12 protein-coding genes are annotated in these 12079 nt (G+C 46.9%); 8 read left to right on the forward strand and 4 right to left on the reverse strand.

Going from position 1 to position 12079, the window contains the following annotated elements; all coding sequences use genetic code 11:
* The first annotated feature begins 27 nt into the window (after window positions 1–27).
* From U2F10_RS29855 to U2F10_RS29870, 4 genes are all read left to right on the forward strand, one after another.
* Window positions 28–1269 (forward strand): FtsX-like permease family protein, encoded by a 1242-nt coding sequence (locus U2F10_RS29855; protein ID WP_499056887.1) that lies wholly within the window; start codon window positions 28–30, stop codon window positions 1267–1269.
* Window positions 1270–1319: 50 nt separating this feature from the next.
* Entirely contained in the window at window positions 1320–2018 is a 699-nt protein-coding gene (locus tag U2F10_RS29860) for an ABC transporter ATP-binding protein (RefSeq protein ID WP_163664776.1), read from the forward strand.
* A 154-nt stretch (window positions 2019–2172) separates the two neighbouring features.
* Window positions 2173–2511, forward strand: coding sequence for a DUF433 domain-containing protein (locus U2F10_RS29865; RefSeq protein ID WP_163664778.1), 339 nt, complete (start codon window positions 2173–2175; stop codon window positions 2509–2511).
* A complete protein-coding gene (locus U2F10_RS29870; RefSeq protein WP_163664780.1) occupies window positions 2505–2855 on the forward strand; it encodes a DUF5615 family PIN-like protein in 351 nt (116 codons plus the stop codon). The genes U2F10_RS29865 and U2F10_RS29870 overlap by 7 nt, the downstream gene beginning before the upstream one ends.
* A gap of 7 nt (window positions 2856–2862) precedes the next feature.
* On the opposite strand, the gene U2F10_RS29875 is transcribed toward U2F10_RS29870, so the two are convergent.
* Window positions 2863–3834 carry an NAD-dependent epimerase/dehydratase family protein gene (locus U2F10_RS29875; RefSeq protein ID WP_499874091.1) on the reverse strand — a complete coding sequence of 324 codons (972 nt, stop codon included), beginning with the start codon at window positions 3832–3834 and terminating at the stop codon, window positions 2863–2865.
* Between the two features lie 316 nt (window positions 3835–4150).
* Here U2F10_RS29875 and U2F10_RS29880 point away from each other — a divergent pair, with 316 nt between their 5' ends.
* A complete protein-coding gene (locus tag U2F10_RS29880; protein ID WP_499874092.1) occupies window positions 4151–5254 on the forward strand; it encodes a fatty acid desaturase in 1104 nt (367 codons plus the stop codon).
* Here the strand turns inward: U2F10_RS29880 and U2F10_RS29885 are convergent.
* From U2F10_RS29885 to U2F10_RS29895, 3 genes are all read right to left on the reverse strand, one after another.
* Window positions 5233–6375, reverse strand: coding sequence for a hypothetical protein (locus U2F10_RS29885; RefSeq protein ID WP_499874094.1), 1143 nt, complete (start codon window positions 6373–6375; stop codon window positions 5233–5235). The two genes, U2F10_RS29880 and U2F10_RS29885, sit on opposite strands and share 22 nt — an antisense overlap.
* 125 nt (window positions 6376–6500) lie before the next feature.
* Entirely contained in the window at window positions 6501–7784 is a 1284-nt protein-coding gene (locus U2F10_RS29890; RefSeq protein WP_163664788.1) for an aminotransferase class I/II-fold pyridoxal phosphate-dependent enzyme, read from the reverse strand.
* A 124-nt stretch (window positions 7785–7908) separates the two neighbouring features.
* Complete coding sequence (locus tag U2F10_RS29895; RefSeq protein WP_163695773.1) at window positions 7909–9033, reverse strand: aromatic ring-hydroxylating dioxygenase subunit alpha; 1125 nt, start codon at window positions 9031–9033, stop codon at window positions 7909–7911.
* Window positions 9034–9452: 419 nt separating this feature from the next.
* Between U2F10_RS29895 and U2F10_RS29900 the strand changes: the two genes are divergently transcribed.
* Genes U2F10_RS29900 through U2F10_RS29910 form a run of 3 tightly spaced genes read left to right on the forward strand, consistent with a single transcriptional unit; the run spans window position 9453 to window position 12053 of the window.
* Window positions 9453–10664, forward strand: a complete 1212-nt coding sequence (locus tag U2F10_RS29900; protein ID WP_163664792.1) for an MFS transporter — start codon at window positions 9453–9455, stop codon at window positions 10662–10664.
* Window positions 10665–10677: 13 nt separating this feature from the next.
* A complete protein-coding gene (locus tag U2F10_RS29905) occupies window positions 10678–11160 on the forward strand; it encodes a hypothetical protein (RefSeq protein ID WP_163664794.1) in 483 nt (160 codons plus the stop codon).
* Window positions 11157–12053 carry a hypothetical protein gene (locus U2F10_RS29910; protein WP_163664796.1) on the forward strand — a complete coding sequence of 299 codons (897 nt, stop codon included), beginning with the start codon at window positions 11157–11159 and terminating at the stop codon, window positions 12051–12053. The genes U2F10_RS29905 and U2F10_RS29910 overlap by 4 nt, the downstream gene beginning before the upstream one ends.
* Window positions 12054–12079 lie beyond the last annotated feature (26 nt).

The following is a 12079-nucleotide window of genomic DNA, read 5'->3' on the forward strand; positions in this document are numbered from 1 at the left end:
GTAAATCAGCAACGGCCTGTGTGGACTATGGTTTCGTTAGCCCGTAAAAATCTACTCAAAGACCTACCACGGTTTCTGGTGGCCCAAGCCGGTATTATGTTTGCCGTCAGTTTGGTCACAATCCAAACTGGTATCCTTAAGGGGTTTACTCGATCGACAACGCTGCTGATTGATAATTCGGCTGCCGATATTTGGGTTGCGTCAGAAAATATCGTTAACTTTGAGCTCACTGAACCGTTTCCCTATGTGCAGGTTCAGCGGGCCCAATCAATTGAAGGGATAGCACGTGCAGAGGCACTCATCATGGGGTCAGGCCGCTGGTATGCGGACGGTAATCTGACAACGCTACGGGTGTTTGGGTTTGACCCCAATGGACAACTATTTCGTCCCGGTGAGGTTTCCGATGCAACACTGAAAGCTTTAAGTGCTCCCTATTCAGCGTTGATTGACCGCACCAATATGCGTTCATTTCGGATTGATGGTGTGGGAGATACGGCTCGCATTCGTCAGTTGCCGGTCATGGTAGTCGGCTTGACCCAGGATACCCAATCTCTGGTTTCTAGCAAATTTGTTTTCACATCTTTGTTGAATGCCAATGCCTATATTAGTTCTGGGTTTTCGGCTGGATTAACCTGTCAGCTTGGGAATGGTGATATTACCTGTGTGAATGCCTATCAGCGTGATCCAGATGCGGCGAGTGCTGATGTGGGTGATCCAGAACCGCTCAGCTCAGATTCTCCGGTGACCTACATTTTGATCAAAGCTGAGCCGGGGGAAAATTTACAAACTCTCAAGCAACGCATAGAGTCTTCTCTGTCGGGAACTAAGGCGTTCACTAAGGATGAACTGATTAATATCACCCAGGCCTATTGGCAGAATCGTACGGGCATAGGTTTTATCTTAGGGTTAGGGGCCATTGTCGGTGTGATTGTCGGCATGGTAGTGGTGGCTCAGATTTTGTATACGTCGGTTTCTGAAAATCTGCGGCAGTTTGGCACCCTCAAGGCTATGGGGGCTTCAGATTGGGATATCTACAGCGTGATTTTAGAGCAGTCGCTGTGGATGGCGGTGTTGGGCTATGTGCCAGGTTTATTGCTGTGCTGGGGAATAGGCACTTGGACGGCGGCGACCCAAGGGATTGTGGTGTTGATTACCCCCCTAAGTGCTTTTGGGGTATTTGGCATCACGGTTGTGATGTGTGTTGGGGCTGCTGTTTTTGCGATTCAGAAGGTGACACGAGTGGATCCGGGAATTGTGTTTAAGGCATAACCGCCTGAGATGAAGAGAGACGTGAATGTGAGGTGTGAGTTTAAGAATTAATGGTTGCGATCGCAGCAAATAACATCCAAATGTCCTTTATGTCGGGCACCACTGAAACCAAGGTGCTCAAGGGCATTGATCTGGCCATTCCCCGTGGTCAAATTCGACTGATGATGGGGCCTTCTGGGTCTGGAAAAACGACGCTGCTATCGATTTTGGCAGGGATTTTGACGCCTACAGCCGGGCAGGTAGAGCTACTGGGCCAAGAAATTACAAAGCTATCGCCCAAAGAACTTACCGCTTTTCGCCGTGACCACATCGGCTTTATTTTCCAAAGCTTTAATCTATTTCCTGCCCTCACTGCTTTGGAAAATATTGAGCTAGCCCTACAGATCAAGCATAAAAAAGGATTGGCTATCAAAGAACAAGCTTTTGATTTACTAAAACAGGTGGGGTTAGGTGATCGGGCAAATAATTTACCAGCGGATCTATCGGGTGGTCAAAAGCAGCGAGTTGCGATCGCCCGTGCTCTAGCAGGCGAGCCGGAATTAATTATGGCTGATGAACCGACAGCAGCTTTAGATTCAGCCACTGGCCATGATGTGATCGAGCTAATGCAGTATTTGGCTAAAAACAAAGGCTGCACGGTCTTGATCATTACCCACGATCCACGCATTACCGATGCTGCCGATGAAATTACCTACTTAGAAGATGGTGTTTTAGCCAAGCAATCAAGTTTAGTCAGTGGATTTCATTAAGGAGGCGATGATGACTGCCATCCTAATTCAAAGTCCCGACAGGGTCGTTTTACAAAATATCAGCTGGCAAAGTTATCAGTGTCTGTCTCAACATCATTAATACTGGCCCTGCTGGCATTTGCTACGATCATTATCAATTTCCCCATCTGTTCCCATGACATTTGCAATCATTGCAGACCCGCCACCACTAGAAATCAATCCTGATAACGTTGTGCTGGTGGGCAAAACCCGTATCACTTTAGATACTGTGGTCACTGTTTTCAAGCAAGGTACAACGGCGGAAGAAATCGTCCATCGCTACCCCGCTTTGAACCTGGCAGATGTATATGCCACCATTGCGTTTTACCTAAATCACCAGCAGATGGTTGAGGACTATTTAGCAGAACGTCAAGCCCAGTCAAAAACCATTCAGCAGTTGAATGAAGCGCGGTTAGACCCCAATGGCATTCGCGATCGATTGCTGAATCGTAAACATGCACAAGAAGCATGTTAAAGCTTTTGGCAGACGAAAACTTCGACAATACAATCATTAGAGGTCTGTTCAGACGTAATCCAAGTATTGATATTGCTAGAGTTCAAGACGTTGCCCTATCCGGTAAAGATGACCCAACCGTATTGGCATGGGCTGCCCAAGAACAGCGTGTGTTGTTAACCCATGATGTGGCTACGATTACCAAATACGCCTATGAAAGAGTTGCCCAAGGTTATTCAATGCCAGGAGTGATCGAAGTACCAACCAATGCGCCCGTTGGCCAAGTCATTGAGGATGTTTTGACAATCCTAGAATGTATTGCAACTGGGGAGTTAGAAGGCCAAATTTTGTATTTACCGCTATGACCTAACTTTAAGTGGCTGTTAGTTCCTGTGCAATACCGGTCAGGATTTCAGGGACTGAACGGGGCTGCCAGCCCAGGACTCGTATGGCTTTTTCACTACTAATGCGGACGCAGCGGTCATAGATATAGTGAACCAGCTCATTATTTAATGGTGCATTCCAGGAAAAGAGCTTGCCGATGGGATCTAGAATGCCGCCAATCAGTCTGACTAGTGGCTTGGGTGCATCAGCTGGAGCTTTTACCCCCGCCGCATCGCCCAGAATCTTAAACATTTCGCCGATGGATAGCTCCCCGGCAGAGATGATGAAATGTTCGCCAGGGGGAGCCTTGTCAGCTGCCAGAACCATGGCCTGAACAAGGTCGTCAACGTGGACGATGCCGGTAATGCGATCGCACCCCGGCCACAATGGCAGCCGCCCCTTCAAAAACAACTTAATCACCGGCCCAAAGTGCGGATCATCCGCCCCAAAAATTCCCCCCGGCATCAAACTTACCGCCGCAAACCCATCGGTTACATGCTGATTCACCAATTGCTGCGCCTTGTACTTCGTCTCATCATAGGCAGACGAAAATCCTGTTTGCGTACGTTGATAGGTCTCATCAATCACCTGACCAGCCGTATCACCATAGATGCCAATGGTGCTGCAATAGATCAGTTTGGGAGGATGATCTTGAACCCTGATCGCCCCCAAGACTGTACGAGTCCCTTCCACATTCACCCGCTCCATCCTGGCCGCATCCACAATACCCAAATCAACACAAGCAGCAATGTGAAACACCACATCCACCCCTGCCATCGCCTGACTAAGTATTGCTGCATCAGTAATGTCACCGTAAGCTAGTTCAATATCCATGTTTGCGAGCCGTGACAGATCGCTCGTGCGGCGAACTAAGCCAATGACCTTATGCCCCTGGGAGCTGAGCAGCTTAACTAAATGGGAACCAGTGAAGCCATTTGCTCCTGTAACAAGTGCTTTCATGCGTTTGCTTGATGCTTTTTAGTAAACCTGATGAACCCAAGGGATCTAATGCCAGTGACTCTGGGCTTAAGCTGTTATCGTAACGGAAATCTCGTCGTTTTTATGGATTGTACAACCGACACAGCTGCATTAATAAAGCAGCTAAGATGAGACAGCTAAGACAACGTTGAACTAATAACTCAGCCATCATCACTAATTTCATTTATTCAAATGAGTAGTTTTGGTTTACCTAAAACCAAAAAAACGCTGAATAAAAGATTGCTTTTCTACTTTACATATTTACCTAAAGCAGGATGCTTTTAGAGTATCCCATTGAATGAAAACAACAATTGAAAAGTCTGACTTTGTTCTGACTCCCTATATGCAGAGCAATAATTGGCGTGCTACATATCAGGTCTTAAACACGCTGATTCCATACATTCTTCTATGGGTTTTAGCCGTAAAAGTTGCCAAAATCTATATTTGGCTCATACCTCCAATCATCATTCTTTTAGTACTTTTCTCATTGCGCTGCTTTTCTTTAATGCATGATTGTGGACATTACTCACTTTTTCGGTCTAAAAAAGTCAATCGAGTCGTTGGCTTTATTTTTGGTCTTGTTAATGCGATGCCCCAATATTGGTGGTCGCGAGACCATGCGTATCACCACAAAACCAATGGTGATTGGGAGCGATATCGAGGCATTGGCGATTTCTTATCGACTAAAGAGTATGCTCAGCTGACTCCATCAGAGCAAAATTTATATGGGATGCTTAGACATCCATTGATGGCATTTCCTGGTGGCTTTTTCTATCTAGCCTTTAAACCCAGAATAATTTTTGTTTTGGGTATTTATGATTTTATTTGTTATGGCTTTAGTTGCTTAAGGTCTACGCCTAAAACGAGCTGGTCGGCTATACTTTCTTCCCATCAACCTAAGCATTGGTCTACAGCTGCTGAGTTTTGGGATATCTTGCTCAACAATATTTTTGTGGTTAGTAGCTGGTTTTTACTTTGTCGTTGGCTAGGGACAGGATTTTTCTTGGGAATTTACTCCGCTGTACTGACGCTCTCAGCGGCAATTTTTATCAATGTCTTTTTTGTTCAGCACAATTTTGATGGAGCCTATGCCCACAAAACGGAAGGCTGGGACTATTTAATGGGGGCTATTGAAGGCAGTAGTTATTTAGAATTGCCCACTATTTTAAAGTGGTTTACGGCTGATATTAGCTATCACAATATCCATCATCTTTCTGAAAGAATTCCTAATTACAATCTGAAGGCATGCCATCAGAAAAATAATCATCTTCTTTTAGATTCAAAGACAATTAAGATGAGCGAAATGTTGGACTGCGCTCAGTTTATTTTGTGGGATTCTGATGCTAATAAATTAGTATCTATCGAGGCATTTCACCGTGATCAGGCTAATACCTTTTCGTAAATTCGATAGGTTTTGTAGATGGTGGCTCCGGTGCTTTCAATGATGTTTCGCGATCGCATGTTGTCCTCATAGACCCAAGACAATTCGGAACGCTTATAGGGGGGATTTTTCTCTGTGCCCCCCTTCATGCCTAAATACACCACTGCCAACGCCACCATGTTGCGACTGTATTCCGGTAGCGTACAAATAGCCAAAACCCTTGCTTGGTCAATCTTGCGACGAAACCAAAGAAATTTGAGAATACCAAAAACATTAAGCTTGCCCTTCACATGCTTAAGGGCAATGTTGTAATCCGGCAGAGCCATAAAAAAGCCAACCATTTTGTTGTCGGAGTCTTTTTTCGGGTCTTCTGCAATCACGAAAATATCTGTATCCACCAGAGTCTGCAGCTCCCGCGCCTCCACCATAAACTCCTCTTCAGTGCGGGCACTAGAACTCCAGTTATGGGCAAATGCTGTGGTGAACAGCTCGTAAATTTGACGACAGTCTTGCTCAAATGCTTTGCCTTTAGTATGGATGGTGCGAAACTTAATGCCAGCTTTCTGCGCGATCTTATAACCCCGTTCAAAGCTGTCGGGTAAAGGTTGATCCAGCGGTAAATCATAGGCGTAGACATCCTTAGCCTTGTGCCAGCCGTTAGCCTCCATGATGTCCAGATAATACTGAGGGTTATAGGGCATCATCAGCATCGGGTCCGAATCAAACCCATCTGCCAAAAAACAACAGTTATTATGGGTCGATAGATCAATGGGACCGCGAGCTACAGTCATGCCCTGCTGTTTGAGCCAGTTGGTAGCCTCATCTAGCATTGCCTGACCGATGTTGTGATTGTCAACGCATTCAAAAAAGCCCATGAGCCCAACCGATTTACCTTCACGTTCAATCAGGCGATCATTAACAGCCGCAACCACTCGACCTATAGGCTGTTCATTGTGGTAAGCAACAAACTGCTGGAGCTTGCCGTATTGAAAAAATGAATTCTCCTCTGAAAACTGTTTAGCCGTACTCGACTCGATGGGGGCAACCCAATGAGGGTCATTGCGGTATACGTAAGATGGGACCGCGAGAAAGTCAGCTTTGTCTTTGGCGGTAGTGACCGTCTTGATGGAAAAATTACGCATAGCTGGGAAAGTCGGAACTGGGGAGTAGAGAGTAGGAGATGAAACCAAAATAAAGCCACATCTTAAGGAATAAATTTGAGTTTATTCCCCCATTACCTATGCCCTACTCCCTATTGCCTTTTTACCTAAGCGTACTGAGCAACCGCACCGCCAAGCTTCTGACGGACAGCAACCATGGCTTCTATTAGCCGATCCATTTCGGCTTGGGTATGAAGCGCATTGGCCGTAATCCGTAAGCGAGGCTTAGCAATAAACCAGATGGCCGAAACCCAAATGCCGTGTTCTTCCATGAGGGCGCGAGCAAAGGATTTGGGATCTAGGTCAGGGGGAAGCAATACGGGGACAACGTTAGTCTCACCGATGGCGTCAAAACCAGCAGCAATCAGCTTAGAGCGCAGATAACGAGTATTAGACTGCAACTTAGCCACGCGTTCTGGCTGACTGCGTACCTGGCGGATACTCTCTAATGCTGCTGCGGTGACTGGTGGGGGAAGAGAAATAGTACCGATGGAGGTGGGGGACACATCCAAAAGGTCAATGAGCTCTCGGTTTGAGGCACTAATGGCGGCACCTGCGGAGCCTGCAAACTTTGAAAAAGTCGTCATGATGATGGGTACAATGCCACGGTCAATCACAGACTGGGGAGTAATTCCAAAGTGGTCGTAAATGCCTTCACCTTTTCCACCAATGGCACCACTGGCATGGGCTTCATCCATGACCACAACGCTGCCGGGGTAGTCTTCCATGATGTCTAACATGCGGGGCAGCGGTACCACATCACCATCCATGGAAAAGACCGCGTCAGAAATTACAATCACCCGGTCATCAGGACGCACATAGCGGCGCATCTTACGCTCTAGATCGTCCATGTCACAGTGACGATAGGCTTTGACCCGCACCTTGGGACTATGGCCGAACATCTTACCTGAGCGATTATCGGCATTAACCACGGCTGCAATAATGCAACCGTGGTTCAGCACGTCGCTAAAGATAATCGTCTCACGGGTATGCTGGAACCCTTGAACAGGTACTGCTAGATGGCAAAAACCATCCATTAATGCCTGTAAGGCCATCCATGCATTAAGAAACAACTGAGTATGGGGCAAATGCTTGAAAGCAGAAATTTCCTCCTCTAGCTGACGATGTAAGTCAATGCGACCACTTAGGACTGAACAAGAGCTGTTTGAGGTGCCATAACGACGAATGGAGTCGATAGCAGCCTGTGTGACAGCATCATCTTGCGCCATACCTAACACGTCGTTGGTACAAAACGTCAGAACCTGATGCCGTTTACCAGTTCCCTGTTCTTCTACATCAATCTGATTGCCATTTTTATGGTGGCAAATAAACTTGTCAGGGTATAACCCGCTTGCATGTAAACGCTGCACGTAGTCATTAACGACTTCCACAATTTACTCCTCATCACCTACATTGAGCATATCAATCAACCAAGGTCTGAGCCTAGAAAGCCGATGAACCTATAGGTACAACAGGCCTTGGCAACGGAGGCTTGGGTATCCCCAAGCGGGCGAATCACACAAGCATACCGTTACTAACCTCCTGAGATGGTGGGATAGAAGACTCTTTGGCTGCTTCTAAAGAAGATGAATGCGAAACTTCTAAATGCTCATATTGACTGACTATGACTCTTTGTAGAGCAATAATTGCTGGATTAACTTCGACGTAGTTGCGATGCGGGTCGATGGAGTAATTACGTTGTTCACTTTCCATCATTTCTACGTCTTGATGTAGAAACTTAAGAAAAATACTGTTCAAAATCACTTTTTCGAGCATTCTGGCTACGGGACCCGTCAGTAACCATTGGGGTAGTGGCAGCTTTAGGAACATTAGAGAAAAGGATTTTGTTTCGGTGGGGCCGATGGGCAACCGCATCAGATAAAGCGAGGAAACTGACTCTAAGGCGGTTGCATAGTGGGGGTATTGATAACGGATAGAGACGGTGCGGGTGGTACTGTCACTGCCTTTAGTGCCCAATCCCAGAAGCTTACTCAGAAAGCCCTTATAAGAGACTTGGTAATCGGCTGATACGCTGTTGTCATCTTGCTTTAAATTGAGCAGCTTGGGGTCATACCAGCCCTGCAGATCTTTGTGTAAAAACCCATGGAAGACGTCCATTGTATTTTCATTACAAATGGAAAAATGGGCCTGAAAATGTCCAGGAATACGCACCATAAACCAGCCTGGCTGATTATATTGAGGTACTTCTGGTAAAGGTTGGTGTTCAGCTAATTCAGCATCTCCTGGAAAAACCCAAACAATGCCATAGGCTTCGCGAGTAGGGTAGCGACGGGCTTGGGCACAGGGTAACTTTTGTTCCTTTGGGTAGTAAGGGATGCTAACACACTGACCCTCTTGATCAAACTCCCAACCATGGTAGGGACAGACCAGATTGTTGCCGTGAACCTCTCCTTGATGCAGTTCTACTCCTTTGTGGGGACAGGCATCCGCTAGCGCGTTAACGTCTCCATTGGCATCACGATAGAGCGCCAAAGAAGATTCCCAAACTCGGACAGATACTACTTCCTCGGGCTTGAGCTGATCAGCCCAAAAAACTGGATACCAATAGTTAGGGTTGATACCAACAGCACGTGCGCGGCGATATATGGGTTGACCTTTGAGAACAGTAGATGCTTCCATCTTCTAAAGCTAGAATTACAGGTTAAAAAATTATCATCATTAAAGTCTTTCCACTGTACGAGACCTAACTTGATTTTTGCTGAGTAAAGCCCTAGTAAACTCAGATTATCGACTCAAATCGGATTTCATTGTGATTGCAGTATGACGGTAGTCAACATCCTACCGATGCGATTTAGTGACGCTTCGATAACTGGCAATGAAGTCCAATAAAAATATTTGAGCCGTCGGCTACAACATGGACAGCCACCTCAAATCAAAGTAGAGATATGCACGTAACAGCATTATTAAGGTTAGGTATAAGTTTTTGCTTATACCTAACCTTAATAACCAGTTATGGGTAATGTTAACATCTATTAACTTGTCGCGAACGACTGGCCCGTGGAGGTGCGTTTCCTGCAAGTGTTACTGTGTTCCCCCCTATGACCACTGTCTATCAGAAACCGGTTCCCCCTGAGCTAGAACGGCTTGATAAATTACCACCCCCCTCATCGCCACGACGCCAGTCTTGGCAGGTGTTGGCTGTTCTGATGATGGCAGGCTGTTTGTCGAGTGCGGCTGGAGCCATCGTTGCACCCGTTTTTCCAGAAATTGTGGCTCAGTTTGAGCTGAGTAGTCGTTGGGCTGGAGTGTTAGTGAGCACCCATACGCTGACTACGGCTCTGGCTAGTCTTGTATTTGGTCTATTGGCAAGTCGCTTAGGCAGTGTGCGTATTTTGATATCTTGCCTGCTGGGGTATGCGATTGTTGGTAGCCTGGGTGCATTGGCCCAAGGTTTTTGGGGGGTTTTGCTGTCGCGGGCGCTAGTGGGCATTGCTAGCGGTGGCATTGGGGCAGGCAGTATTGGTATTTTGAGTAATCTTTATGATGGCGAAGCTCGTACACGCATGATGGGCTACGCTACCAGTGCCTTAGCTACGGCTACGGTTATTTTCCCAATTTTGGGTGGCTGGCTGGGGTTATACCATTGGCGCTGGGCTTTTGCTCTTTATGGCTTAGGGGTACCAGTGGCTCTGGCGGGTTTGTTGGTGTTGACTAAAGGAGGTCGCCGTGCGTCTGGTATGCCTCAAACTGGGGAGATTGGCAAAACTCTTCAGCAGAGTAGTGTGTTGCTGCTTTTGCTAGCTCTGGCGACAGCCTCAGCCATTTTTTATGTAGTAGTTGTATATGCACCGCTCTATCTCAAGGAGACGATCGACGCATCTTCCTTGTTAAACGGCTTTGTGTTATCTGCTCGTTCAGTAGGTGCGGCGGTGATTGCAGCGGTAGGTGCAGCTAAGGTTTCAAAACGGTTGGGAGCTGGTGGTGCGATCGCATCTGGCTTTTTCCTGATGGCCATTTCGTTGGCGACTATCCCTAATGTGCTCTCTCCGCCGTTAATGCTACTGGCCGGGTTGCTCTTTGGTTTAGGGTTTGGCTTGGTAATGCCAAATTTCTACAGTGCGTTAGCCGATCTATCCCCTGATGCCCAACGTTCAGGATTGCTAGCCATTGGTACAGGTTGTGCCTCTCTTGGTCAGTTTGTCTCCCCGTTCATTTTTGGTCCAGTGTGGGCCGCCGCAGACACCAACGTGTTTTACATAGCGGCAATTATCGCTGCTACAGTAGGTGGGTTGAACTGGATGTATCGATAAAAGCGAACGTTTGATGATTCTTAAGCAGTCGCTGCTGAACTTTCTCAAAATAGGGGCCATTCCCCTACTGTTAACTGGGGTTGCGCTCAGGCAAATCATACTGGTGCAAACGCTTGGTCTGAGTCCGTGGCATGGGGGGGGGTTTGGTATGTTTGCCTCCATTGACCGTGACGAGCGTCGTGTCATTAAAACCCGTCTAATTGATTGCCAGCAGCAGCAAGAAATCATGTTGCCTGAGCTGGTGGCTGCATCGCCTAAATTTTTGAAGGCTGAAACCTATATTCATGTCAGCACCTTTCCAACACTCCAACAGTTAAGCCGCGTGGGCCAGCGTCTGCTTTCAATAGATTCTCAGAATCCTATTGCTGAACTTTATGGGGAAAATCGTGAGCAGGGTTGCGATACTAAAATTCAGCTACAGGCGTGGCGCTTGGTGTATGACGGTAAGACCATTGTCTATGAGCCGATTGCTGATCCGGTTGAGGTTGAGCTATGACCTGGGTCAAACAATGGAATCAATGGCTAGATAATCTGCTAGAACCGCCAACTTATTTGCTCGTACTGCGGCTGACAACGCTGCTGCTGCTGCTGCATGGCATTGATCACTGGCTGTGGACCATGTTGCCAGAAAAGCTTTTAGCGGCAGCTATGTTGCTCAATCCAAGCTTGGTGCGTCGGCCCTGGGTATGGCTAGGCATGAGCGCATGCCTTGTATTTAATAACCTTTGGCACTGGTCTACTTTAGTCAACCACGAATATCTCTACACTTACTGGGTGTTGGTGTGCACCATTGCAGTTTGGAGCCAAAAGCCTAAGCAGGTACTGCGCTGGAATTCTCGCTGGCTGATAGGGTTATGTTTCTTGTTTGCCACCCTTTGGAAATTTATCGGTGGCGAATATTTAGACGGTTCTTTTTTGCATCTGACATTTTTGCTGGATAGCCGTTTAGCAATGGGGGCTGTTCTCTTTGGTGGGTTGAACCTGACCACCCTTGCCGAGAATCGTCATATTTTTGAAACCATGCAGGCGTCAGCGGCTGTGTTAAATCCGCAAGAGCTAGCCACAACACCTCGTATGGCTGCTGCGAGTTTAGTGCTGTCCTATTGGACGATTTTGATTGAGGGGCTAGTCGCTGCTAGCTTTTTGCTAAAGGTGCCCCGTTGGCTGTATCAAAAGCGAGATTGGACACTCATAGTGTTTGTGATTACGACTTATGCTGTGATTCCAGTGATCGGGTTTGGTGCCCTACTAATGGTCATGGGGTTAATCCAGGCAAAAAGTAGTTTTATCGCTCGTACTTATTTAGGGTTGCTAATACTGATGCCTCTTTGGATGCCCTTACCCCAGGGGATATTTTGGTTGATCCAAAAAATATTTTTCCATGTGTAGGGATAGTTAGTCTTGGGTGTAGAGAC

The organism is Leptothoe sp. EHU-05/26/07-4, assembly GCF_043421015.1.
Taxonomy (GTDB): Bacteria; Cyanobacteriota; Cyanobacteriia; order Phormidesmidales; family Phormidesmidaceae; genus Leptothoe; species Leptothoe turfae.

What these genes read in the sequence shown, in the direction of transcription:
- U2F10_RS29855 (WP_499056887.1), top strand. Translation starts at nt 28, where the DNA reads ATGGTTTCGTTAGCCCGTAAAAATCTACTCAAAGACCTACCACGGTTT.
- U2F10_RS29860 (WP_163664776.1), top strand. Translation starts at nt 1,320, where the DNA reads ATGGTTGCGATCGCAGCAAATAACATCCAAATGTCCTTTATGTCGGGC.
- U2F10_RS29865 (WP_163664778.1), top strand. Translation starts at nt 2,173, where the DNA reads ATGACATTTGCAATCATTGCAGACCCGCCACCACTAGAAATCAATCCT.
- U2F10_RS29870 (WP_163664780.1), top strand. Translation starts at nt 2,505, where the DNA reads ATGTTAAAGCTTTTGGCAGACGAAAACTTCGACAATACAATCATTAGA.
- U2F10_RS29875 (WP_499874091.1), bottom strand. Translation starts at nt 3,834, where the DNA reads ATGAAAGCACTTGTTACAGGAGCAAATGGCTTCACTGGTTCCCATTTA.
- U2F10_RS29880 (WP_499874092.1), top strand. Translation starts at nt 4,151, where the DNA reads ATGAAAACAACAATTGAAAAGTCTGACTTTGTTCTGACTCCCTATATG.
- U2F10_RS29885 (WP_499874094.1), bottom strand. Translation starts at nt 6,375, where the DNA reads ATGCGTAATTTTTCCATCAAGACGGTCACTACCGCCAAAGACAAAGCT.
- U2F10_RS29895 (WP_163695773.1), bottom strand. Translation starts at nt 9,033, where the DNA reads ATGGAAGCATCTACTGTTCTCAAAGGTCAACCCATATATCGCCGCGCA.
- U2F10_RS29900 (WP_163664792.1), top strand. Translation starts at nt 9,453, where the DNA reads ATGACCACTGTCTATCAGAAACCGGTTCCCCCTGAGCTAGAACGGCTT.
- U2F10_RS29905 (WP_163664794.1), top strand. Translation starts at nt 10,678, where the DNA reads ATGATTCTTAAGCAGTCGCTGCTGAACTTTCTCAAAATAGGGGCCATT.
- U2F10_RS29910 (WP_163664796.1), top strand. Translation starts at nt 11,157, where the DNA reads ATGACCTGGGTCAAACAATGGAATCAATGGCTAGATAATCTGCTAGAA.